At 64.6% G+C, this 22576-nt stretch carries 20 protein-coding genes; 10 read left to right on the top strand and 10 right to left on the bottom strand.

Annotated features, from left to right (window positions below):
• Positions 1–73: 73 nt before the first annotated feature.
• Positions 74–397 (top strand): metal-sensitive transcriptional regulator, encoded by a 324-nt coding sequence (locus ACLBKS_RS11060; RefSeq protein WP_410192858.1) that lies wholly within the window; start codon positions 74–76, stop codon positions 395–397.
• 107 nt (positions 398–504) lie between these two features.
• Positions 505–1401 (top strand): 5'-nucleotidase, encoded by an 897-nt coding sequence (locus ACLBKS_RS11055; protein ID WP_410192857.1) that lies wholly within the window; start codon positions 505–507, stop codon positions 1399–1401.
• Here ACLBKS_RS11055 and queC read toward each other — a convergent pair.
• The 3 genes from queC to glmS all read right to left on the bottom strand — a co-directional run bounded on the left by queC (position 1398) and on the right by glmS (position 4908).
• On the bottom strand, positions 1398–2108 hold the full coding sequence (queC, locus tag ACLBKS_RS11050; protein WP_410192856.1) for a 7-cyano-7-deazaguanine synthase QueC: 711 nt from the start codon (positions 2106–2108) through the stop codon (positions 1398–1400). The two genes, ACLBKS_RS11055 and queC, sit on opposite strands and share 4 nt — an antisense overlap.
• 37 nt (positions 2109–2145) lie before the next feature.
• Positions 2146–2697, bottom strand: a complete 552-nt coding sequence (locus ACLBKS_RS11045) for a hypothetical protein (protein ID WP_410192855.1) — start codon at positions 2695–2697, stop codon at positions 2146–2148.
• Positions 2698–3042: 345 nt separating this feature from the next.
• Complete coding sequence (glmS, locus tag ACLBKS_RS11040; protein WP_410192854.1) at positions 3043–4908, bottom strand: glutamine--fructose-6-phosphate transaminase (isomerizing); 1866 nt, start codon at positions 4906–4908, stop codon at positions 3043–3045.
• A 147-nt stretch (positions 4909–5055) separates the two neighbouring features.
• On the opposite strand from glmS, the gene ACLBKS_RS11035 reads away from it, so the two are divergent.
• Entirely contained in the window at positions 5056–5547 is a 492-nt protein-coding gene (locus ACLBKS_RS11035) for an Lrp/AsnC family transcriptional regulator (protein ID WP_410192853.1), read from the top strand.
• A gap of 188 nt (positions 5548–5735) precedes the next feature.
• On the opposite strand, the gene ACLBKS_RS11030 is transcribed toward ACLBKS_RS11035, so the two are convergent.
• The 3 genes from ACLBKS_RS11030 to ACLBKS_RS11020 form a co-directional block, all read right to left on the bottom strand.
• A complete protein-coding gene (locus ACLBKS_RS11030) occupies positions 5736–6554 on the bottom strand; it encodes a sensor histidine kinase (RefSeq protein WP_410192852.1) in 819 nt (272 codons plus the stop codon).
• A gap of 16 nt (positions 6555–6570) precedes the next feature.
• The gene (gene glmU / locus ACLBKS_RS11025; RefSeq protein ID WP_410193042.1) at positions 6571–7959 is read right to left on the bottom strand and encodes a bifunctional UDP-N-acetylglucosamine diphosphorylase/glucosamine-1-phosphate N-acetyltransferase GlmU; all 1389 of its coding nucleotides are present in this window, start codon (positions 7957–7959) and stop codon (positions 6571–6573) included.
• Between the two features lie 233 nt (positions 7960–8192).
• Positions 8193–9188, bottom strand: coding sequence for a tripartite tricarboxylate transporter substrate-binding protein (locus ACLBKS_RS11020; protein ID WP_410192851.1), 996 nt, complete (start codon positions 9186–9188; stop codon positions 8193–8195).
• 114 nt (positions 9189–9302) lie between these two features.
• Here ACLBKS_RS11020 and ACLBKS_RS11015 point away from each other — a divergent pair, with 114 nt between their 5' ends.
• Positions 9303–10214, top strand: coding sequence for a pseudouridine synthase (locus ACLBKS_RS11015; RefSeq protein ID WP_410192850.1), 912 nt, complete (start codon positions 9303–9305; stop codon positions 10212–10214).
• Between the two features lie 176 nt (positions 10215–10390).
• On the opposite strand, the gene ACLBKS_RS11010 is transcribed toward ACLBKS_RS11015, so the two are convergent.
• Positions 10391–10690, bottom strand: a complete 300-nt coding sequence (locus ACLBKS_RS11010) for a DUF2917 domain-containing protein (protein ID WP_410192849.1) — start codon at positions 10688–10690, stop codon at positions 10391–10393.
• Positions 10691–10797: 107 nt separating this feature from the next.
• On the opposite strand from ACLBKS_RS11010, the gene ACLBKS_RS11005 reads away from it, so the two are divergent.
• Positions 10798–12435 (top strand): LysR substrate-binding domain-containing protein, encoded by a 1638-nt coding sequence (locus tag ACLBKS_RS11005; RefSeq protein WP_410192848.1) that lies wholly within the window; start codon positions 10798–10800, stop codon positions 12433–12435.
• Between the two features lie 37 nt (positions 12436–12472).
• Here the strand turns inward: ACLBKS_RS11005 and ACLBKS_RS11000 are convergent, their stop codons facing one another.
• The gene (locus ACLBKS_RS11000; RefSeq protein WP_410192847.1) at positions 12473–13729 is read right to left on the bottom strand and encodes an MFS transporter; all 1257 of its coding nucleotides are present in this window, start codon (positions 13727–13729) and stop codon (positions 12473–12475) included.
• A gap of 98 nt (positions 13730–13827) precedes the next feature.
• Here ACLBKS_RS11000 and ACLBKS_RS10995 point away from each other — a divergent pair, with 98 nt between their 5' ends.
• On the top strand, positions 13828–14439 hold the full coding sequence (locus ACLBKS_RS10995) for a TetR/AcrR family transcriptional regulator (protein ID WP_410192846.1): 612 nt from the start codon (positions 13828–13830) through the stop codon (positions 14437–14439).
• Between the two features lie 142 nt (positions 14440–14581).
• Positions 14582–16525: a molecular chaperone HtpG gene (gene htpG, locus ACLBKS_RS10990; protein ID WP_410192845.1), complete on the top strand. Its 1944-nt coding sequence runs from the start codon at positions 14582–14584 to the stop codon at positions 16523–16525.
• Positions 16526–16673: 148 nt separating this feature from the next.
• Here the strand turns inward: htpG and ACLBKS_RS10985 are convergent, their stop codons facing one another.
• Positions 16674–17414 carry a hypothetical protein gene (locus ACLBKS_RS10985; protein ID WP_410192844.1) on the bottom strand — a complete coding sequence of 247 codons (741 nt, stop codon included), beginning with the start codon at positions 17412–17414 and terminating at the stop codon, positions 16674–16676.
• Positions 17415–17620: 206 nt separating this feature from the next.
• On the opposite strand from ACLBKS_RS10985, the gene ACLBKS_RS10980 reads away from it, so the two are divergent.
• Complete coding sequence (locus ACLBKS_RS10980) at positions 17621–18979, top strand: hypothetical protein (RefSeq protein WP_410192843.1); 1359 nt, start codon at positions 17621–17623, stop codon at positions 18977–18979.
• Between the two features lie 37 nt (positions 18980–19016).
• Here ACLBKS_RS10980 and blaOXA read toward each other — a convergent pair whose 3' ends face one another.
• Positions 19017–19820 (bottom strand): class D beta-lactamase, encoded by an 804-nt coding sequence (gene blaOXA, locus ACLBKS_RS10975; RefSeq protein ID WP_410192842.1) that lies wholly within the window; start codon positions 19818–19820, stop codon positions 19017–19019.
• A gap of 151 nt (positions 19821–19971) precedes the next feature.
• Here blaOXA and ACLBKS_RS10970 point away from each other — a divergent pair, with 151 nt between their 5' ends.
• Entirely contained in the window at positions 19972–20496 is a 525-nt protein-coding gene (locus ACLBKS_RS10970) for a cytochrome c (RefSeq protein ID WP_410192841.1), read from the top strand.
• A 156-nt stretch (positions 20497–20652) separates the two neighbouring features.
• Entirely contained in the window at positions 20653–22560 is a 1908-nt protein-coding gene (locus ACLBKS_RS10965) for a diguanylate cyclase domain-containing protein (protein WP_410192840.1), read from the top strand.
• The last annotated feature ends 16 nt before the right edge of the window (positions 22561–22576 follow it).

Genomic DNA, 22576 nt, shown 5'->3' with positions numbered 1-22576 from the left:
GGCCTCATGGCGCGCGACCCCTTGAACCAGCGCGGCTCGGCGTCATTCGACTGAGCCGGTTTCATTTGCCACCATGTCCAGAACCGCCAATCCAGCCAAGAAAACCAGCTCTGCCCGCGGCGGCGCAGTGCAAACGCATGCAGAGCACCAGAAGGATGTGATCAATCGGCTGCGCCGCATCGAAGGCCAGGTTCGTGGCGTGATCGAGATGATCCAAACCGAGCGCAGCAACGATGAGTTGGCGCTACAGATGTCCGCCGTGCGCAAGGCGATGGACAAGGCCTTCTACCGCCTCATTGCCTGCCATGTTCAAGAAGCCATGGGTGCGAAGCAAAGCGACACGCGCGTGAAGAAAGAGATCGAGCGGGTCACCCGGCTGCTTGAAAAATTTGGCTGATCGGCGGCTCGTCTGCTTCAAACTGCCGTCGTCGCTCAGGCACTCTGCCCAAAGGAGTGCGCAGATCGCCCTCCGGTCATTCGAGCGTGACTGCATAGAATCACCGAATGGCCAACACCCTGAGCGGCAAACTCGTCGTCGCGATCTCCTCGCGCGCACTCTTTGACTTCGAGGAAGAGAACACCCTCTTCGAGCAGAGCGACGACCGGGCCTACATGAAATTGCAGCTCGAGAAGCTCGATGTCCCAGCCAAGCCCGGCGTCGCGTTCTCGATGGTGCGCAAGCTGCTGGCCTTCAACGATGCGCAAGCGCAACGTGTGGAAGTGGCCATCTTGTCTCGCAATGACCCGGTTTCGGGCATGCGGGTCTTTCGTTCCGCGCAACATTACGGACTGCCCATCGTGCGGGGCAGCTTCACGCGCGGTCAATCGCCTTGGCGCTACCTCAAACCGCTGCGCGCAAATCTCTTTCTATCGGCCAATCCGCAAGATGTACGCGCCGCCTTGAACGAGGGCTTCGCGGCGGCCACCGTCGCGACCCATTCCGCACGGGCGGCGGATAGACACCCGACTGAAGTGCGCATCGCCTTTGACGGCGACGCCGTGTTGTTCGACGACGAAGCGGAGCGGGTGTACCAGTCCTCCGGGCTGACGGCCTTCCAGCAACACGAACAAGACAAGGCGCTCACGCCACTCTCCGCTGGCCCCTTCAAACCCCTGCTCGCTGCCCTGCACCGGCTTCAGCAGGAAGGCACGCCCAGCATGCGCATCCGTACCGCACTGGTCACAGCGCGCAGCGCGCCCGCGCACGAACGGGCTATCCGCACGCTGATGAACTGGAACATTGAGGTGGACGAAGCGATGTTCCTGGGTGGATTGGAGAAAGGGGAATTCCTGCGCGAGTTCGAACCTGATTTCTTCTTCGATGATCAGGTCGGCCACGTGAATTCCGCAGCGGCACATGTGCCAGCGGGACACGTGGACAGCGGCATATCCAACGCCTAAGCCGAGGCCGACACAGGCGCTTGGTACCGTTCCCAGCCCCGCGCCCGCAGTTCGCAGGCGGGGCAGCGGCCGCAACCGTAACCCCAGGCGTGGCGATGGCCGCGCTCGCCCAAGTAGCAGGTGTGGGTGTGCTCCACGATCAGTTCCACCAAGCGCTTGCCGCCCAGTGATTCGGCCAAGCGCCAAGTGTCGGCCTTGTCGATCCACATCAGCGGTGTTTCGATCAACAAACGCTTGTCCATGCCCAAAGACAGTGCCAGTTGCATGGCTTTCATGGTGTCGTCGCGGCAATCGGGATAGCCGGAAAAATCAGTCTCACAGACGCCCGTCACCAGGATCTGCAAATCACGCCGGTAGGCCACCGCTGCCGCCAGCGTCAGAAAGAGCAGATTGCGCCCTGGAACAAAGGTGTTGGGCAGGCCATTGGCCTGCATCTGGAATTCCGTCTCACGCGTCAGCGAGGTCTCACTCACCGCACCAAGCACGGCCAAGTCCAACAGATGGTCTTGGCCCAGCTTGTCCGCCCAACGCGGGTTGGCGCGGCGCAACTCCTCCAGCACGCGCAGGCGGGCTTCCAGCTCCACCACGTGGCGCTGGCGATAGTCAAAGGCGATGGTTTCTACGCGCTCGTAGCGGCTGAGCGCATGGGCCAGGCAGGTGGTGGAATCCTGCCCACCGGAAAAAAGAACAAGTGCTGACGTGTGCATGCATGAATATTAGGTCATGCACGCGATCGCATCGGCCTCACTCGACTTTTCCAGGCTCCTTGATCTGGGTGGGCGAGTACGTCAGAACTTCCTTGGCCACATCGCCAGGTGCATTCAATGGATCCACCTGACGGTTGGTTGCCTGCACGGGGGTCTGGGCCTGCTGCTGAACTGTCGGATTCTGGTTCGGCTGGTTCTGCAAGAAGATTTCCACGACGCGGGCACTCGCACTCCAAACCGAGGCAATGTGACGCGTCAGCATTTCCGAAAGCGGCTCCTTGGGCGGTTCTTCTTTTTCCGGCACCTTGGCGGCTTCTTCCTTGCGCAAGGTCCAGTCGCGCGCGGAGTTGTCCGAACCACTGCCTTGGGACGGATCAGATTGTGTTTGGGCCCCCGCACTGGCTTGGGCCTGCAACGCCGGGTTGATGGCGTTGATCACTCCTGGGCTCGACACCGACGCTTCAGGCGCGGGCGGATTAACGGGTGCGACCGGTGCAACCTTGGCTTGCGGTGCGACCATGACCTCGACACCTGCAGGCCACAGGGGCGGTCGATCCAGTACCGTTCGATCAATATTAGGCAGTTCCATGACTCATTCCCCCACCCCCGACCCGCCACCCGAGAGTAATAGATTTTCCTTTGGCGTATTTCGGTTTACGGCAGCAAACACAAAAGCTTGAGCCCTGAATTTGTAACTTTTCTCGTTTTTTGGAAGCTCTTTGGCAAGCATGAACCTATACGACTCAAAAAGGAAGCAAAAAACAGACCTTTCAATGCAATCAACCAAGATCAGCAGCCGTAATCCGCGTTTGGTCGCGGGTTTACCCTGACCCGATGTTCAGCAGGCGATCTCAACCCCAGGCTGCCGAATCACTCCAGCCGATCGATCCACGCGCAATTGAGCGCAAGCACCCACTAACACCAACACCATCATTCATTCGACCGTGACACTTTTGGCCAGATTTCGAGGTTTGTCGACATCGGTCCCACGCGCCAAGGCGGTGTGATAGGCCAAAAGCTGCAGCGGCACCACATGCAGCAGCGGCGAGAGCGCGCCGTAGTGCTCGGGCATGCGGATGACGTGCAGGCCCTCCCCTCTCTCAATCCGGGTGTCGGCATCGGCGAGCACGTAGAGCACCCCCCCGCGGGCACGCACTTCCTGCATATTGCTCTTGAGTTTTTCCAGCAAGGCGTCGTGGGGCGCGACGGTGACCACCGGCATGTCGGAAGTCACCAGAGCCAGCGGGCCGTGCTTGAGTTCACCGGCTGGGTAGGCCTCGGCGTGGATGTAACTGATTTCCTTAAGCTTGAGCGCGCCTTCCAGCGCGATGGGGTAGTGGAGGCCGCGGCCCAGAAAGAGGGCGTTCTGCATGCGCGCGAAGTCTTCCGCCCAGCTCATCACCTGGGGCTCCAGCGCCAGCACGGCCTGCAGAGCCACGGGCAGGTGGCGCATGGCCTTGAGGTGCTGCGCCTCCTCCACCTCGCTGAGGTGCCCGCGCATCTGGGCCAGCACCAGAGTCAGCAGGAAGAGGGCGGCCAATTGGGTCGTGAAAGCCTTGGTGCTGGCCACGCCGATCTCCACGCCCGCTCGGGTCACGTACGACAGCTTGCATTCACGCACCATGGCGCTGGTGGCGACGTTGCAGATGGTCAAGGTCTGCGTCATGCCCAGGCCTTGCGCGTGGCGCAGCGCCGCCAAGGTATCGGCGGTCTCGCCGCTCTGGCTGATGGTCACCACCAAGGTGCGCGGGTCGGGCACGGAGTCGCGGTAGCGGTATTCGCTGGCCACCTCGACCTGGGTCGGGATCTTCGCGATGCTTTCCAGCCAGTACTTGGCCGCGCAACCGCTGTAATAACTGGTGCCGCAGGCGAGGATGAGCACCTTGTCGATTTCCTTGAAGACTTTGTAGGCGCCGTCGCCGAAAAGCTCGGGTACGACACCTTCAACACCCTCCAAAGTGTCGGCGATGGCGCGCGGCTGCTCGAAGATTTCCTTCTGCATGTAGTGGCGGTAGGGGCCCAGCTCGGCCGCGCCGCTGTGGGCCTGCACGGTGCGCACAGGGCGTTGCGCCGGTTTGTGGTCCTTGCCGACGATCCAGTGCTTGCCCAACTGGATGTCCACGACGTCGCCTTCCTCCAGATAGACGATCTGGTCGGTCACACCGGCCAGGGCCATGGCGTCGCTGGCCAGGTAATTGGCGTCGCCATCTCCGTTTTCCTTCTTGCCCACGCCCAGGATGAGCGGCGACCCGGCACGCGCACCCACAACTCGGTGCGGCTCGTCCTTGTGAAAGACCGCGATCGCGTAGGCGCCGTGCATCTGTTTCGTTGCGGCCTTCACGGCCTCGAACAGATCGCCTTCGTACAAAGAGTCGATCAGGTGCGTGATGACTTCGGTGTCGGTCTGGCTCACGAACACATAGCCGCGCTTTTGCAGCGCGGCGCGCAGTTCCTCGTAGTTCTCGATGATGCCGTTGTGCACCAGGGCCACGCGCGCCGGCCGAGCGGTGGCGTCAGCCCCTGCCCCATGACTGAAATGCGGGTGCGCGTTGTGCACGGCGGGCGCGCCATGCGTGGCCCAGCGCGTGTGGGCGATGCCGGTGTAGCCCTGCACAGCGTCGCGCTGCACCTGCTCCATCAACTCCGCCACCCGCGCCGTGCTGCGCGCGCGCTGCGGTCCGCCGGACGTGTGCACGGCCACGCCGCAGGAGTCATACCCCCGGTACTCGAGGCGCTGCAAGCCCTGCACCAGAACGGGAACGATGTTGCGTTGGGAAACGGCGCCGACGATGCCACACATGAATCTGCTCGCTGATGAGTTGGAATGGCGCGATGGTAGATAAGCCAGAAAGAAATATCTCGTTGATATTCACAGATATATGACCGAAAATTCCATAAAAACCAATATAACTAAAATAATTTCATTCAGTTAATAAAAATGGAATTTATGGACTCGATCAAGCTGGACGCCATCGACCTGCTCCTGCTGGATGCCCTGCAACAAGACAGCAGCCTGAGCAACCAAGCCCTGGCCGAGCGAGCCCACATCTCGCCGCCCACCTGCCTGCGCCGCGTCAAGCGCCTGGTGGAAGAGGGCCTGATCGAACGGCAAATCGCCGTCTTGAGCGCCGACCGGCTCGCGCCCTTGGTGGGCCACGGCCTTCAAGCCATCGTGGAAATCACGCTGGAGCGCCAGGGCGAGGAAGCCCAGACGGCTTTTGAGCAGCGCGTGGTGCACGACCACGCCGTGCAACAGTGCTACCGCGTCTCGCCAGGGCCGGACTTCGTGCTCGTCGTCCAGACGCGCGACATGCCAGACTACCTGGCACTGACCCAACGCCTCTTCACCAGCGACGCCAATGTGCGCAACGTGAAGACCTACTTCAGCACCAAACGCGGCAAATTCGGTGCGCAAATTCCCTTACCCAACAGACCCTGAGCAGTTGCATCGGACGCTGAACCGCCCCGCTCCCTGGATTGCCTGCCACCTCAAGGATGCGCTGGGCCGGGGGAACCCGACGATTTCGATTTGCGCAGCAAATCATATGAGGAGTGGTCCCCCGGCCCAGCGCGTCCGGGAGCGCCCACAGACAAACAGACAGAGCCACCCCGCGACCACAGAAGCCGCTAAAGCAACTCCGCCTGCCGCGGCGGCATGGGCAAGGTGACGCTGACATGGCAGCCCGCGTCCGGCATGGCGTCAATGCGGATCGAACCGCCATGGCGCTGCGCAATCTTGCGCGCCAGCGCCAGCCCCAGGCCCAGGCCCTCGAACTGCTGGGTGCTGTGCAAGCGCTGGAAGACGTTGAACAGTTTGCCGCCCTGCGCCGGGTCAAAGCCCGCGCCGTTGTCGCGCACATGGAGGGTGGCCCATTCCTCGCCGGGAGTCCCTGGGCCGCCGGTTTCGCCCTCGATCACGATGAGGGCGGTCTTGCGCTGACGAGTGAACTTGAGCGCGTTGCCCAGCAGGTGCGAGAACAGAAGGCGCAGCAAGGCGGCGTCGCCACGCAAGGGCGGCAAGGCCGGGTCCACCCGCCACTGCACGGCGCGCAGCGGCGACAACGCGGCACCGGAGGGTTGCGCGGCGGCCGCGACGTCCCAAGCCCGCTGCTCCTGCGCCATGGCAGCGGCCTGCAGTTCCGCGAGCAACACATTGGCGTCCACGGCCACGGGATGCAAGTCGGCCCGGTCCAGCATCGCCCATTCGCGCAGGCCATCGAGCTGCCGGCCCATTTGCTGCGCCGCCTCGGTGATGGTGTCCAGAAAGCGCGTCGCCTCGCCGTTCAGTTCCCCGCTGGCCTCCTCGCGCAGCAGACCAGCGTAAGAAATGATGTGCCGCAAAGGCGCGCGCAAATCGTGCGTCACCACATAGGTGAAGTCGCCCAGGGACGCCCGCACCGCCGCCAGCTCGGCGCGCAGACGCTCGATTTCCCGGTCCGCTTTCACGCTCGCCACCTGCCGATCAAGTTTTCTTCTGGGAGTTTTTGCTCGGCCGCGTCCAACCTGGCACCGAGGCCTGGCGAGCCCGCGCGACCGTCAAGGCACCGGGCGCCGTGTTCTTGGTGATGGTGGAGCCCCCACCCACGGTGCCGCCCGCGCCAATCGTGACAGGCGCGATCAGCACGCAGTTGCTGCCGATGTGCACGTCGTCCTCGATCACCGTGCGGTGCTTGTTGGCACCGTCGTAATTGGCCGTGATGCTGCCCGCGCCGTAGTTGACTCGCGCACCCACCTGCGAATCACCGAGGTAGGCCAGGTGGTTGGCCTTGGCGCCAGCCGCCAGTGTGCTGTTCTTGACCTCGACGAAGTTGCCGATGTGCACCTCTTCACCCAGCTTGGCGCCGGGCCGCAGGCGTGCGTAAGGGCCGATCAACGCGCCCGCGCCGACCTCCACCCGCTCCCCTTCGGACGCGCCGCCCTCGATGTGCGTGTAAGGGTGAATGACCGCGCCGGCCGCGATGCGCGCGTTACCGATCACGCAGTGCGGCCCGATGCGCACGCCCTCGCCCAGCTCCACCTTGCCCGTGAAAACGCAGCCCACATCGATTTCCACGTCTTGCGCGCACCGCAACTCGCCTCGCACGTCCAGCCTTGCTGGATCGGCCAGGCGCACGCCCTGCTCCAGCAGGCCGCGCGCGATGCGCCATTGGTAGGCACGCTCCAGCTCGGCCAGTTGCAGAGGGCTGTTGACGCCCGCGACCTGCGCGGCGTCGTTGATGCGGTGGGCGATGACCGCCACGCCCTGCGCCACGGCGAACTTCACCACGTCCGTCAGGTAGTACTCACCCTGGGCGTTCTGGTTGTCCAACTTCGCCAGCCAAGCCTTCAATTGCTTGGCGGGCGCGGCCATGATGCCGCTGTAAATTTCCTTGATCTCGCGTTGCGCCTCGCTCGCGTCCTTCTGCTCCACGATGGCCTGAACCGAGCCGCCCGCGTCGCGCACGATGCGTCCGTACCCCGTCGGGTCGTCGAAAGCGATGGTCAACAGCGCCAACTTGTCGCCACCACTTGCCGCAATCAGGGCGCGCAAGGTGTCGGCCTGGGTCAAGGGCACGTCGCCCGAAAGCACCACCACCACGCCATCGTCGGGCAGCCGCGGCGCAGCCTGCTGCACGGCGTGCCCCGTGCCGAGCTGCGGCTCCTGACGCACGAATTGGAGCGCCGCCGCCGAATCGCGCGCGGTGACGCCCGCTTCCACCTGTTCGGCGCCGTGGCCCGTCACCACCACAACGCGCCGCGCCTGCAGCGCCGCGGCTGTGTCCAGCACATGTTGGAGCAGCGCTCTCCCGCCCAGGCGGTGCAGGACCTTGGGCAGGCGGCTCTTCATGCGGGTGCCCTTGCCCGCGGCCATCACGACCACGTCCACTGCGATTGAACTTGCAGTTGAACTTGCACTAGAACTTGCGCTTGCGCTTGCCATATCGAAACCCTGCTAACCCCACGTGAGAACAGGCGGCATTATCGGCGCGCGCCCAAGTGCCCCATCAGCCCCCGCGCAAAGGCCCATGAAAAAAGCCGCCAGACTCTCGTCCAGCGGCTGCTCGCACCCGGCAACAACCGGGAGCTTGGGTGTTGATCAGCAGATCAGTCAGCGTATTCGCCAGCCGCCTTGATGATGGCGCCCCACTTGGCGATCTCGGCCGAGACGAACTTCTTGTGCTCAGCCGGTTCCATGCGCTTGTCGGTCACCACCACAGCGCCCAGGCCCGCTTGCTTGCTGATGAACTCGGGGTCCTTCAGGGCCGCCTTCAGCGCGGTGTTGATGCGCTGAACCACGGCGTCTGGCGTGCCCTTGGGCGCGTACAGGCCGTGCCAAATGGTGACTTCAAAGCCCTTGAAGCCAGATTCCTGCAGCGTGGGCAGGTCCTTGAGCGCGGGGGTGGTCAGGCGCTTGGCCGTGGTCACGGCATACGCCTTGACCTTGCCGCCCTCGATCTGCGGCGTGGTGTTGGTGGTCTGGTCGCACAGCAGGTCGATTTGGCCGCCGATCAGGTCGGTGATGGCGGGGGCCGTGCCCTTGTAGGGCACCGTCGTCATCTGAACCTTGAACGCATCCTGCAGCATCAGGCCGCACAGGTGCGAGGCGGCGCCCAGGCCCGCATTGCCCAGGTTGATCTTGCCGGAATTGGCTTTGATCCAGGTTTGCAGCTCCTTGAAGTTCTTCGCCTCCATGGTCGGACGAGCGATCAGCGTCATGGGCACGTCATTGACCATGCCCAGGTAAGTGAAGTCGTTCTCGACGTTGAACGTCAGCTTGCGGTACAGCGCGGGCATAGTGGACATGCCGATGTGGTTCAACAGCAGGGTGTAGCCATCGGGTTTGGCGTTGGCGACTTTGGCCGTGCCAATCGAGCTGCCCGCGCCAGCGGCGTTGTCGATCACGATGGTCGCGCCGCCCAACGGCTTGCGCAGGGCCTCGGCCAGGTCACGTGCCACGCGGTCGGTCGGACCGCCCGCCGTGAACGGCACCACGATGGTGATGGGCTTGTCGCCAGGGAAAGACTGGGCCGAGACGGCCAGAGGGGCGAGCAGGGCCACCGCGGAAGCCGCGCCCAGAACGTGCGCAAACAAGCGTTTCATGTGAATTCTCCTCAAGGGAAAAGGGGGGAAGGGGAACGGAAAAAAGTCCCGAAGTCTAAGGCTTGCGGATTGGCGGAAGTTACTGCGGAAATCACTTAGGGCGACAATTCCCCCATGTCTTCTCCTGAAAAGCCCGCCATGCGCCGCGCGCCCCGTCCCGAGGGCTCGCAGCCACAACGTTCTTCCAGCGGCTCCACGCCCGGTTCCGGTGCACTCGCCACCACCCGATTGAACAAACGCATGGCCGAATTGGGCTTGTGCTCCCGCCGCGAAGCCGATGCCTGGGTCGAAAACGGCTGGGTCAAGGTCAACGGGCGCGTGGCCGAGATGGGGCAGCAGGTCAGCCCCACGGACCGCATCGAGGTCGACAAGCAGGCCCAGAACCAGCAGGCCACGCAGGTGACCATCCTGCTGCACAAGCCCATCGGCTACGTGAGCGGCCAAGCCGAAGACGGCCACGAGCCCGCCGTGGTGCTGGTGCAAGCGCAGAACCGCTGGCGCGAGGACCATGCTCCCCACCGCTTCAATGGCAGCCAGCTTCGGGGCTTGGCCCCGGCGGGTCGGCTGGACATCGACTCCACCGGTCTGCTGGTGCTGACACAAGACGGCCGGGTGGCGCGTCAGCTCATCGGCGAGGATTCAGAGATCGAGAAGGAGTACCTGGTGCGGGTGGTCTACCTCGGCACGCCCGCGGCCGCGAACGCACCGACCGAATTGCAGCCCATCCACGCGAGCGACCCGGTCTCCACGAATGTGCAGGCGGTCTTTCCGTCGGCCATGCTGGCCAAACTGCGCCACGGCCTGAGCCTGGACGGCCAAGCCCTCAAGCCTGCCAAGGTGGACTGGGAAAACCCCGAGCAATTGCGCTTTGTGCTCAAAGAGGGCAAGAAGCGCCAAATCCGCCGCATGTGTGAGCTGGTCGGCCTGAAAGTCGTGGGCCTGAAGCGAGTGCGCATCGGCCGTGTGATGCTGGGCCAACTGCCCCAGGGGCAATGGCGCTACCTGGCGCCGCACGAACGGTTCTGATTTCGGCGCGGCCCCCGGCGTCGGCTCTGTGCGAACCGACGCCGGTACCTCGCCTCCCATTCCCCAACAGGAACCTTCACCGCTTGGGCAGGAGCGCCTGCGCCATCGCCCTCGTTCAATCTCGCACTCGCGTTGAGGAGCGCCCCCCGCGCTTCCCCAAGGCTTGACGCACGGGGTCAGGCCGTGATCAGCGGCGCTTCCAACACTTCGATGCGCGCCTGCGGCCAACCCTCGGCCACCCATTCGGCGCCCGGGGGCAGGCAATGGCGCTGGCCCGCAGCCAGCCAGAGGTCGCCGCCGCGGTCCTGGGCGCTGTGTTCACCCGCACCGCTCTGGGTCAACCAGACCCGGCCTTCCACCACCCGCAGCCAGCGGGGCTGGGAACCGGCCGCGATGCGGGTGGCGGTGCGGGGCGGCAGGGCCCACTGCCACGGTTGTGCGGTTTGATGCATATTCGTCATGGAAACGATGTTCATGGAAACTCCTCTTAGACCGTCAGAAAGCGTCGTCTTGAGGGAAATTCTCCGCAGAGCACGCCTTGGCGTCCAATGAGGAATGCGTCGACCACTGATAACATTCCTGCATGAATCCCATCCGCCAGCGCCCGCTTTCAGTCGGCCCTTTGCGTGCTTTTGAAGCGGTGGCGCGGCGCGCCAGCTTCCGCGCGGCGGCCGAGGAACTGCACCTCACACAGCCGGCCATCAGCCGCCAGATTCGCAGCCTCGAGGAGGAACTCGGCGCGCCGCTGTTCCTGCGTGGCACGCGCCACGTGGAGCTGACTGGCGCGGGCGCCACGCTGCTGCGCGCCATCGCCCCGATGCTGGACCGCCTGGACGCCAGCGTGCGGCACATCCGCACCTCCCAGGGGCGGCGGCACGTGAGCGTGACCACGTTCGCCTCCTTCGCCTCGCTCTGGCTGCTGCCGCGCCTGGCCGACTTCCAGCGCCAGCACCCCGACATCGACATCCGCATCTCCGCCAACGACACCCTGGTCGGCCAGGACGACCCGGAGTTGGACCTGGGCCTGCGCTACTGCCACCCCAACGACGCGCCCGCCAATTCGACCCTCTTGTTCGGCGAAGTGCTGTCGCCCGTGGTCAACCCCTCGTTGCCCTTGCGGCAAGCGCAAGACCTGGCGAGTCACACCTTGATCGAGCAGGACGACCACCGCTCCACCCCCCTGCGGCAGGTCAAGGATTTGGCGCGCCACACCCTGATTGAGCAAGACGACCACCAACCGAGCGCCGAATACCTGAGCTGGCGGCGCTGGCTGCGCGAGTACGCACCGCCAGGCACCGAGCCGCGCGGCTGGATCTACCTCAACTACACCAGCCAGCAGATCCAGGCGGCCATGGCGGGCCAGGGCGTGACGCTGGCGCGCATGGCCATGATCACCGAGGCGCTGGCGCGCGGTGAACTCGTCGAGCCCTTTGGCCCGACCAAGCGACTCACCTCGCCCTACGCCTACTGGCTGGTGCGCTGGCCCAGCCATGGCAAGGAGCACCGCCCCGAAGTCACGGCCTTCGCCGACTGGCTGCTGGCCCAAGCGGCCGAGACCCGCGCCTGTCTGGGGCGGCGGCACGTGAACCTGCGGACATCCGCCGACGTGGCGTCCTTCTGGCTGCTGCCGCGCCTGGCTGATTTTCAGAGCCAGCACCCCGACATTGACGTCCGCGTCCTGGCCAGCGATGCCCCGGGCGAGCAACACCCGCTGGAGCCCGACCTGGACTTGCGCTACGACGTGCCGGATGACGCCCCGGCCCATGCCACGCTGCTCTTCACCGAGACGCTGACCCCGGTTGCCAGTCCCGCGCTGCCCGCGCGGCAGACCAAGGACCTGGCGCGACACACCTTGATCGAACTCGAAGAGGACCCGACTCAGCCCGGGGCCGCGATGTTGAGCTGGCGACGCTGGCTGGGAGAGCACGCGCCTGCGACGCAGCCGCGCCACTGGGCCCGCCTGAACCACGTCAAGTCACAGATCGAGGCGGCCACGGCAGGCGAAGGCATTGCCCTGGCGCGGATGCCCCTGGTCACCGAGGCGCTGACGCGAGGCGAACTGGTGGAGCCCTTCGGCCCTGCCAAGCGCCTGGCAGCGCCCCAGGCCTACTGGCTGGTGCGCACTGCGGGACAAGCCGGGGCAGCACGGCCCGAGGTGCAAGCCCTCATGGACTGGCTACTCGCCCAGGCGGCTCAAACCCGAGCGCGCCTGGAGGCCTGAACGCACCGCCCGAACGGGCCCCAACGCAGGTCCGGCCTCAGGCAGCCAAGGCCTGGCGGCGTGCCAACGCCATCAGCACCAAGGCCAGCAGCACCGTGGCGACGAGGACAATGCCGTAGCCGATGCTGGTGGACTCCAAGCCGAACAGGCCCACCGACAAGCCCGCGGCGATGGCTGGCACGCTGAAAGCCAAGTAGCTCAGCACAAAGAAACCCGACATCAAGGCGGCGCGCTCCTGCGGCGATACCAAAGGCACCAGGCTGCGCACCGAACCATTGAAGCCCGCGCCAAAACCCAGGCCCGCGATCAAGGTGCCCAGAAAGAACAGCGCGGTCGAGTGCAGGTGCATGCCCACCAGCGTCAGCACCAGACCGGCGGCCAACACGATCGCGCCCCCGGCCAGCACCGCCATGGGCGGGTGATTCCGCACCAGCAGGATGGCCACCGCGCCGCTGAGCACCAGGGTCGCGATCAAACCTCCGCCGATCATGGGCGCGTCGATGCCGGTGACGTAGCGCGCCAGCGTGGGCCCCAGCGAGAGGTAAAAACCGCCCAGCGCCCATTGCGCGGTATTCACCGGCAGCACCTTGCCCAGGGTCGCCCGGGCCGCGGCGGGTACGGCAACCTTCGGGCGCATCGACGCCCAGGCACCCGGCCTGCGCTCCACGGTCTCGGGAAGGAAGTAGGCCAGCCCCCCCTGCACGGCGAACAGCACCAGCAACACGTCGAACACCAAGCGCGTCGGCGCGGGCGCGAACTGCACCAGCGCGCTGGCGCCCAGCGCTCCGAGCGCCATGCCCAACATGGGGACCACGCTGTTGATCAGCGGACCGCGCGCACGGTCCAGGTCCAACAAGCTGGCACTCAGCACGCTGGTCGCGATGCCCGTGGCCAGACCTTGCATGACCCGCGCACCGATGAGCCAGGCCAGGGAATCCGCGTGCCAAAACATCAGGGTGGAAACAAACTCGATGCCCAGCGCCAACAGGATCACCTCGCGCCGCCCCCGGTAATCGGACAGGGCGCCAAACATCAACAGAGAAAACAGCTGCGCGAATGCATAACTGGCAAAGGCCACGGTGAGCATCAGCGCCGAAAAGCCCCAGGCCTCGCGGTACAGCGCGTACAGGGGTGAGGGCGCGCTGGACGCCGCCAGAAAAGTGATCGCCATCGACGCCACCAGCCAGAGTGATTGCCTAGGGCCGAGGCGCGCCCGAGTGGGATGCTGGGTGAACTCAACTTCGGCCACGGGTGCGGTAGGCGTGATGGCGGGTGGGGGTGGTGCGGACGGCATGGAAATCCCTAGTACGCTGTTAAAGCAAATTCTTTGCGTTTGCGGAATTGTGATCCTGTTTCGACGCTAACGCAAGTTCTTTGCGTTAGCATGGCCAAATGAATGTCCGACCCCTGCCCCGTCCCGGAGGCCGCAGCGCGCGCGTGCAGGCCGCCGTGCACCAGGCCACCCGCGAGCTGCTGGACCAGCGCGGCCGCGCCGCGCTCACGGTTCCGTTGATCGCCGCGCGGGCGGGTGTCACACCTTCAACCATCTACCGCCGTTGGGGCGACCTCAACGAGCTGCTGGCCGACGTCGCCCTGGAGCAGCTGCGACCCGACAGCCCGCCCGCCGACACCGGCAGCGTCGAGGGCGATCTGCAAGCCTGGGCCGAGCAATATTTCGAGGAAATGTCCTCGGTGGGCATGGCCATGGTGCAAGACGTGCTCTCCGCCCGCATGGGCAGCGAGGACGCCCCAGGCTGCGCCTGCGCGGGCATCACCGCTGGGCAAATCGCCGCCATCGTCGAGCGCGGCATCGCACGGGGCCAATCCGTGCCCTCGGTCGAGGCGGTGATGGATGGCGTGGTCGCGCCCATCGTCTACCGCCTGCTGTTCGGGCCCGCGCCAGCCACGCCGGGCCTGGTGCGCGAATGGGTGACCACCTGCATGACGCGCGCCACGCTCCAGCCTCCAGCCCAGAGTCAGCCCGTTCAACCTGCCGTGGCTTGAAAGCCTGCGGCACCGCCCATAATTCAAGGCTTTGCCCGCCACGGCCGGGGGCATGGCGACATGCGTGCGAGGTGCGCCGCGCTTCGCATGCTGCCGCCCCCGCCAGGCATTACTCCGTGTTCCACGAGCCATCACGACCATCATGAGCCAGAAACATTCCTTCCAGGCCGAAGTGGCCCAGTTGCTGCACCTCGTCACCCACTCGCTGTACTCCAACAAGGAAATCTTCGTCCGCGAGCTGGTCTCCAACGCGTCCGACGCCTGCGACAAGTTGCGCTATGAGGCCCTGAACAACAGCGCGCTTTACGAAGACGCGCCCGAGCTGCGCGTGCGCATCGCGCTGGACAAGAAGGCCCGCACGCTGACCATCACCGACAACGGCATTGGCATGAGCGCGCAGGAAGCGATTGACCACCTGGGCACCATCGCCAAGAGCGGCACCAAGGACTTCATGAGCAAGCTGGGCGCCGACAAGCAGGCCGACGCCAAGGAGCAAGGCCAGCTGATCGGTCAGTTCGGCGTGGGCTTCTACTCGGGCTTCATCGTCGCCGACAAGATCACCGTGGAATCGCGCCGCGCCGGGCTCAAGCCTGAAGAAGGCGTGCGCTGGACCAGCGGCGGCACGGGTGACTTCGAGGTGGAAGCCATCACCCGCGCCGAACGCGGCACCAGCGTCATCCTGCACCTGCGCGAGGACGAGGCCAACAGCGCCGACGAATACCTGAGCGCCTGGAAGATCAAGCAGATCATCGGCAAGTACTCCGACCACATCGCCCTGCCCATCCAGATGCGCAAGGAAGAATGGAAGGAGAGCGAGGAAGAAGGCAAGCCCGGCGAAATGGTGACCACCGACGAGTGGGAAACCGTCAACAAGGCCAGCGCCCTCTGGACCCGCGCCAAGAAGGACATCAGCAAGGAAGAGTACGAAAGCTTCTACCAAGGCATCAGCCACGACTACGAAGCCCCGCTGGCCTGGAGCCACAACCGCGTGGAAGGCAGCACCGAGTACACGCAACTGCTCTACGTGCCAGCCAAGGCGCCCTACGACCTGTGGAACCGCGACAAGAAGGGCGGCCTCAAGCTCTACGTGAAGCGCGTCTTCATCATGGACGAGGCCGAGGCCCTGTTGCCCAGCTACCTGCGCTTCGTCAAGGGCGTGGTGGACAGCGCCGACCTGCCCCTGAACGTCAGCCGTGAACTGCTGCAGGAAAGCCGCGACGTGCGCGCCATCCGTGACGGCAACACCAAGCGCGTGCTGACCCTGCTGGAAAACCTAGCCAAGCACGACGTTCCCGCTGCAGACGCCAGCGAGGAAGACAAGGCCGACGCCGGCAAGTACAGCAAGTTCTACGCGGAATTCGGCACCGTGCTCAAGGAAGGCCTGGGCGAGGACTTCGCGAACCGCGAGCGCCTGGCCAAGCTGCTGCGCTACGCCAGCACCACGAGTGACACCGCCACCGTGAGCCTGGCCGACTACAAGGCCCGCATGAAGGAAGGCCAGGAGGCGATTTACTACATCACCGCCGACACCTTGGCCGCCGCCAAGAACAGCCCCCAACTTGAAGTGTTCAAGAAGAAGGGCATCGAAGTGCTGCTGATGACCGAGCGCGTGGACGAGTGGGCGCTGAGCTACCTGACCGAATTCGACGGCACCCCGCTGCAAAGCGTGGCCAAAGGCGCCGTGGACCTGGGCAAGCTGCAAGACGAAGCCGAGAAGAAGGCCGCCGAGGAAGCCGCCGAGGCTTTCAAGCACGTGCTCGCCAAACTCAAGGAAGCGCTCAAGGACAAGGCCGAGGACGTGCGCGTCACCACCCGCCTGGTCGATTCACCGGCTTGCCTGGTCGTGAAGGACGGCGAAGTGAGCAACCAGCTTGCCCGCCTGCTCAAGCAGGCCGGCCAGAAGACCCCCGACAGCAAACCCATCCTCGAAGTGAACCCCGAACACGCGCTGGTGAAAAAGCTCGACGGCAGCGTGCACTTTCACGACCTCGCTCACATCCTCTACGACCAGGCCCTGCTGGCCGAAGGCGGACTGCCGGAAGATCCGGCGGCGTATGTGAAGCGGGTGAATGCGTTGTTGGTTTGAGTTGCTTCACGTGCCCATGAAAAAACCGCCTTCGGGCGGTTTTTTGTTAGGTGTCCAATTTCTGCGATCGACCCATGCGGACGGTTGGAAGTCAATAGGGCGGACGTTCAACGCGATGCTAGTCAGCTAGCCAGGAATAACCGATGAGTTAGGCTTCTTTGGCATGGGTGTAAAGAAACGCACGTATCTCATGAACAAGGCGCTCTTGGAGGGTGGCTCGATGGCTAGGAAAGGGTACGTCGAGCATACGCTGTACAGAATAGCGACTAGGACGGAGAACAGGCTTTCTGCCGTTGAAATAAAGCTCCCAAAGTGTCTGATGCAGGCGCCTAAGGAAAACGAGGAGCTGTTGTAGTTCACTAATGCTTGTTTGGGCGAAGAGATTCGCGATCTCATCTTGGGTTGCGACGAGCCGGTGCGCAAAGACCTTGTGCCTAAGCGGACGGTACTTCTCTTCGTAGATTTTTCGGCGAATGGATAGATGTTTTTTTAGCCTTCTGAAGTCATTCCCCGTAGGCTCGTAGACCGTCTTCAAGTATTCAGGCAACCATTCATCAGCATTTGCACTTTGGGCACGCTTTCGCTCTGCCAGGGCCTCTTTCGAGAAGATTGGAAGATCCGCGTGCGCTGAAGCCAATAGGCGAGTGACGCTATGGCTACTTGAATCTGGATCAAACACTCGGCCAAGCACAACCAATGTAGATGCTTGAAGGGCTCCCAGAGACGTGTTCCAGAAAAGTGGCGCTTCATTGAGCAAGCGGTGAATCTTCGGATCGCCCGCAGCCACGGTGTGAATAGCGTGCCAGGCGTAGAAGTATTGAATTGCGCTCTCCGCTTCCGTTCGGAAGAGTTCCAATTCATCAGCGAAGTCTAGACGCACAGTCGCCACGCCTGTTCGGGGTACTTGGTGAATGATGAGATCTGCCCGACTTTAGCCGGTTTGGAACTCGGCGACTATGCTCAGAAATGATTAGGCACCGCCCAATACGTGAGTTGATATCTGACCTAGTGCTCCAAGCAGAACCCGGTCTATTTGCCAGTGATGGTCGGCTCCTCTAGCATGGCTCCACCCAATAACAACAACGGAGACAAGACATGCCCTTCCCCACCTGGCAGCGCTTCGCACTGCCTCTGCTGCTGGCCACCCTACTGACCGGCTGCGCACAGAACCCCAGCACCATCAGCGGCGCAGCCGCGACCGAAGCCGCACCCCAAACCAGCCCCTGCCCCAAAGGCACGCCCGACAGCGCGCGTTGTCTGCGTGGGCAAGACTCGGCCGGGGCGTTTTATCTGATCGTGGTGCCCGCGCAATGGAACCAGATGCTGGTGGTGCACGCCCACGGCGGCCCGAGTCTGGGCGAGCCCAAGGCCAGCCGCGCGGACGAAGACATCGAGCGCTGGGCCATCACCGTGCGCGCGGGTTATGCCTGGGCGGGCTCGGTGTTCCGCCAAGGCGGCGTGGCCGTGCGCAGCGCGGCCGAGGACACGGAGCGCGTGCGCCGCATCTTCGTGCAGCACGTGGGCCAGCCCACGCGCACGCTGCTGCACGGCCAGTCTTGGGGCGCCAGCGTGGCGGCCAAGACGGCCGAGCTGTACGCCGGGCCCGGCATGCGCTCGTCTTATGACGCGGTGCTGCTGAGCAGCGGCGTGCTGGCGGGCGGCACGCGTTCCTATGACTTCCGGCTCGACTTGCGCGTGGTCTACCAATTCCTCTGCAACAACCATCCGCGCAGTGACGAGCCGCAGTACCCGCTGTGGATGGGCCTGCCGGTGGACAGCAAGCTCACGCCCGCCGAGCTGAACGCACGCGTGGAAGACTGCCTGGCCACGCGCAAGCCCGCCGCGCAGCGCACGCCCGAGCAAGCGCGCAAGCTCAAGACCCTCGTGGACGTCATCAAGATTCCCGAATCGTCCGTCGCGTCTCACCTGGCCTGGGCCACCTGGCATTTCCAGGACATCGTGCAGAAGCGCACCCAGGGCCGTAACCCCTTCAGCAACGACCAGGTGCGTTACAGCGGCTCGCCCGATGACGCAGCGCTCAACGCCGCCGTGCTGCGCTACTCGGCGGACCCGGCGGCCGTGGCCCGCTTCGGCGAGGACGTGGACCTGACGGGCCGCATCGCCATTCCCGTGCTGACGGTGCACGGCATCGACGACCCGACGGCCTTCGTGGAGTTGGAGAGCGCTTTCCGCCAGACCATGGAACGCGCGGGCAACGGCGCGCGCCTGGTGCAGGTGTTCAGCGACCACAACACCCACAGCTACCTGAGCGACCCGACCTATGTGGCGCTGTTCGACGCCCTGAATCTGTGGGTGGAGCGCGGCGTGAAGCCCACACCAGCCAGCGTGGCCGAGGGGTGCAAACGCGCCGAGGCCACGTTCGGCGCGGGCTGCAAGATCCGCGCGGACTACCAGCCCGCGCCGCTGGAAGCGCGCATGGCCCCGCGCCGTTGAGCCCGCCCTAAGCTCAACGCAGGCGCCAAGCCCGACCTCACGCCAGCGAGGTCGGCCAGGCCTTCAAGGTCAGCAGCGTGGCGCGCACCAGGGCCTGGCGCTGTGGCAAATCTTGCAGACGGTTGGGCGTGTCCATGTTCATCGCGAAGAACACCGGCCCTTCGGGCCATTCGACCCAACCCACCCACCAACCGATCCGTCCTGTCCAGCCGGTCTTGGCGCGCAAGAGCCAGTCCGGTCCGGCCGCGCCCACCATCACATCCTTGACCAGGCGCTGGTGGGCCACTTGGAAGGGCAGCTCGTTCAGGTACAGCCGCTTCAAGAAAGCGATTTGTTCGACGGCCGAAATCGCCAAGTCGCCCTCCACCCAAAAGGGCTGCGCACCGCTGACCGCTGCATTGCCGTAGTCCACGCGACGCAGGTACTCGGTCTCCTTCGCCGCACCGAGTTCACGGGCAAAGCGCTCGTAGACCCAGACGGTGGAGCTGCGCATGGCTGAGCGTAAGGTCTGGTCTTGGTTCCAGGCGGACACGCTGCGCTGCACGCCGTCCCAAGGGATGACGTGAAACTCATCGCGCAGCAGTCCAGCGTCCAGGGCGAACAGGCTGTGCGGAATCTTGAAGGTGGACGCGGGTGAAAAGCGTCGCTGCGTGCGCGCCCCATCGGCCACCCGCAGCGTCTGCCCGCCACCGCGGGCATCCAGCACCGCGATGCAGCCTGACACCCCCGCCTCCTTGAACAGGGCGGCCCAAGCGGGCAGGTCGAGTGTGGAAGTTTGGGAGTGCGCCAGAGGCAGGGTGCCGAGGGCGAGAGAAGAGAGGATGAAATTACGGCGGAGCATGAATGAACAATGAACGTCTTTTCCGAGACGCGCGGGATTATTCAGCATGTTGATTGGCTTTTGCGCCAGATCAACCTGCGGACATCGATGGCACGCACAATCAAGTTGGCAGTGCGCCGAATCACTCGTGCACGCGCCGGAAAGGATTGCCATGCGCAAGTCAACGAATGCTTCCGCTCGGGGTTGGATTCAACCGGTTAATACGGCCCATCTGGCCGCACTCTTCTTCGCCCTGCTTGCGGCCACCCTCACCGGCTGCGCCGTGGAATGGCAGAACCCCCAAGCCGCGCGCCAACTGGCGCGGGAGGAGCAACCGGCGGGTTCGGTCTACCTGGGCTGGCGGGTTTACCAGGATCGCTGCGCCAGTTGCCACGGCGCCGACGCCCGAGGCACGGGCAACGCGCCCAACCTGCTCACGCGCTTGCAGACCTTGGGGCCACGGGATTTCGTGAGCCTGGTGCTGTACCGCTACGACACCACGCTGCAAGGCCCACCCGCTTCGACGCGCGGCACGCGCGACGGTCAAGTGGACAGCGTGATGACCCGCCAAGGCCAGCTCTTGACCATGCCGGCCTGGCAGGACGAACCCCGGGTGAACGCGCACATCCTCGATCTCTACGCCTACCTGTCCGCGCGTTCGCAAGGGCGGCTGGGTACTGGCAAACCCTCCCCCTGAAAGGGGGCGCTGTTCGGGCTTGCGGGGAGATTGCTGGGGCGGCGAACCGCCTGAATCTAGTCTGTGCAGGGGCTGGTTTCCCGATACCGGCGTCGGTAGACTGGGCCACCGACGCTGAATCAGCATCGCTTGAGTCCATCCAGGGAGCCCCAGGGAATGCGCTTGTCAACGCCCACAGACGCGGTCCCCACCGCGCCGCGCCGCAACGACCTGCCGCCGCTGAGCCTCGCCATCGCAGTGGCTTGCGCGCTGGGCTTGACGCTCATCTGGACCATGACCCTGCAACGCATCGCTTACGAACGTGAGCAGGCGGTCGCCGCGGCGATGGAGTCCAACGCCAACCTCGCCATTGCGTTTGAACAGCAAATCTACCGCACGCTGAAAGCCGCGGAACAGGTCGCCAGTTTCGCGCGGGAGCAATACCTTAACCACGGGGACACGCTGGACTTGCAGCGGTGGGAAACACGCGGTGTGATCCGCGAGTCGATGTTCAACATCATCAGCGTGGTCGATGCACGGGGCAACATCGTGCGCAGCAGCCGCCTGCCGCTGAACGTCAACTATGCCGACCGTGAGTTCTTCATCGCGCAGCGCGACATCACACCCGACCTCGCGCACGATGTGTTGCATGTCAGCCAGCCGGTGCTGGGCCGGGTCACGGGCCGCTGGCAGATTCCGATGTCGCTGGGCATGTGGCGCGAGGACGGCCGTTTCGCAGGCGTGGTGGTGGTGTCGGTGGACCCAGCCAAGTTCACCGATTTCCATCGGCAGGCCAACCTGGGCCCGGGCGGCCTGCTGGAGCTGACCGGCTTGGACGGCACGGTGCGCGGGCGCAAGATCGATGATGAACGCAGCTTTGGCATGGATGCCCACGATCTGCCCTGGTTCCAGCGGCGCGCCATCGCCCAGGCTGGCAGCTACGTGGATGGCGGTAGCCTGGACGGCGTGCCCCGTGTCGTCAGCTTTCGCACCATGGCGGACTACCCACTGATGGTGACCGTGGGCACGGCGTTCAAGAGCGAGTTGGCGCCCTCGCAAGCAAGACGCCATGGTTATTTGTGGCTGGCGGGCGGCGTCAGCTCGGGACTGGTGCTGTTCACGGCACTGCTGATGCTGGCCCTGTCGCGTCAGCGCGCGGCCGCCGAGGCCTTGCAGGCCAGCGAAGCCCTGTTCCGGGCGACCTTCCACCAGGCGGCGATGGGCATCGTGCATCTCTCGCCCGAGGGCCGCATCCTGCTGGTCAACGAAAAATTCCGCGCCATGCTGGGCTACGACATGGCCGAGTTGCGTGAACGCACGATCTTTGAAATCGGCGATCCGCAGCGGCAACTGGAGGCGCGCCTGTACCTGCGCAAGCGCCTCTCACTCGACAGTGCCGACGCCTTGCCCGAGATGGAAAAAACCTATTTGCGCAAGGACGGCAGCCTGCTCTGGGTCTGCGAGGCTTTGGGTGTGGTGCAAGACCGGCAAGGTCGTCCGGAACGCGTGGTGGCGGTGGTGCAGGACATCACGGCGCGCAAGGCTCTCGAGGCGCGTCTATCGCACGACGCCCTGCATGACCCGCTGACGGGCCTGCCCAACCGCATGATGTTCCATGACCGGCTGGGCCAGGTGCTGGAGTCGGCGCGGCGGCGTCAGGGCATGGCCGCGGTGCTGTTCCTGGATCTGGACGGCTTCAAGGAAGTGAATGACACGCTGGGGCACGCTGCAGGTGACGAGTTGCTGAAGCAAGTGGCGCGCCGACTGGAAGATTGCATGCGCGCCGAAGACACCGTGGCGCGCATCGGCGGCGACGAATTCGGGGTGGTGCTCGCCGTCGTCGCGCAGGAAGGCGACTGTGAACAGGTGGCCGACAAGATCCTGGAGACGCTGTCACGCCCCTTCGCGCTGCCCGGGCGCGAAGTGCGCATCTCGGCCAGCGTGGGCGGTGCCTTGTTTCCCCTGCACGGTCAAAGCATGGACAGCCTGCTGGCGCGCGCAGACACCGGCATGTACGCAGCCAAGCACGAGGGCAAGGGACGCTTTTGCTGGGAGGATGAGGCACCGGACGCGGGCACCGCGTGACGCGCCCCTTGTTGCC

The organism is Hylemonella sp. W303a (genome assembly GCF_046452315.1).
Classification (GTDB): Bacteria; Pseudomonadota; Gammaproteobacteria; order Burkholderiales; family Burkholderiaceae_C; genus Hylemonella.
This window is presented reverse-complemented; position numbering and strand designations above follow the sequence as displayed.

Excerpts from the sequence above, each read along its gene's own strand:
- glmS (WP_410192854.1), bottom strand. The coding sequence starts at position 4,908 with ATGTGTGGCATCGTCGGCGCCGTTTCCCAACGCAACATCGTTCCCGTT.
- ACLBKS_RS11015 (WP_410192850.1), top strand. The coding sequence starts at position 9,303 with ATGTCTTCTCCTGAAAAGCCCGCCATGCGCCGCGCGCCCCGTCCCGAG.
- ACLBKS_RS11020 (WP_410192851.1), bottom strand. The coding sequence starts at position 9,188 with ATGAAACGCTTGTTTGCGCACGTTCTGGGCGCGGCTTCCGCGGTGGCC.
- ACLBKS_RS10995 (WP_410192846.1), top strand. The coding sequence starts at position 13,828 with ATGAATGTCCGACCCCTGCCCCGTCCCGGAGGCCGCAGCGCGCGCGTG.
- ACLBKS_RS11045 (WP_410192855.1), bottom strand. The coding sequence starts at position 2,697 with ATGGAACTGCCTAATATTGATCGAACGGTACTGGATCGACCGCCCCTG.
- queC (WP_410192856.1), bottom strand. The coding sequence starts at position 2,108 with ATGCACACGTCAGCACTTGTTCTTTTTTCCGGTGGGCAGGATTCCACC.
- ACLBKS_RS10980 (WP_410192843.1), top strand. The coding sequence starts at position 17,621 with ATGCCCTTCCCCACCTGGCAGCGCTTCGCACTGCCTCTGCTGCTGGCC.
- ACLBKS_RS11055 (WP_410192857.1), top strand. The coding sequence starts at position 505 with ATGGCCAACACCCTGAGCGGCAAACTCGTCGTCGCGATCTCCTCGCGC.
- ACLBKS_RS11000 (WP_410192847.1), bottom strand. The coding sequence starts at position 13,729 with ATGCCGTCCGCACCACCCCCACCCGCCATCACGCCTACCGCACCCGTG.
- ACLBKS_RS11005 (WP_410192848.1), top strand. The coding sequence starts at position 10,798 with ATGAATCCCATCCGCCAGCGCCCGCTTTCAGTCGGCCCTTTGCGTGCT.
- ACLBKS_RS10970 (WP_410192841.1), top strand. The coding sequence starts at position 19,972 with ATGCGCAAGTCAACGAATGCTTCCGCTCGGGGTTGGATTCAACCGGTT.
- htpG (WP_410192845.1), top strand. The coding sequence starts at position 14,582 with ATGAGCCAGAAACATTCCTTCCAGGCCGAAGTGGCCCAGTTGCTGCAC.
- ACLBKS_RS11060 (WP_410192858.1), top strand. The coding sequence starts at position 74 with ATGTCCAGAACCGCCAATCCAGCCAAGAAAACCAGCTCTGCCCGCGGC.
- ACLBKS_RS11035 (WP_410192853.1), top strand. The coding sequence starts at position 5,056 with ATGGACTCGATCAAGCTGGACGCCATCGACCTGCTCCTGCTGGATGCC.
- glmU (WP_410193042.1), bottom strand. The coding sequence starts at position 7,959 with ATGGCCGCGGGCAAGGGCACCCGCATGAAGAGCCGCCTGCCCAAGGTC.
- ACLBKS_RS11010 (WP_410192849.1), bottom strand. The coding sequence starts at position 10,690 with ATGAACATCGTTTCCATGACGAATATGCATCAAACCGCACAACCGTGG.
- blaOXA (WP_410192842.1), bottom strand. The coding sequence starts at position 19,820 with ATGCTCCGCCGTAATTTCATCCTCTCTTCTCTCGCCCTCGGCACCCTG.
- ACLBKS_RS10965 (WP_410192840.1), top strand. The coding sequence starts at position 20,653 with ATGCGCTTGTCAACGCCCACAGACGCGGTCCCCACCGCGCCGCGCCGC.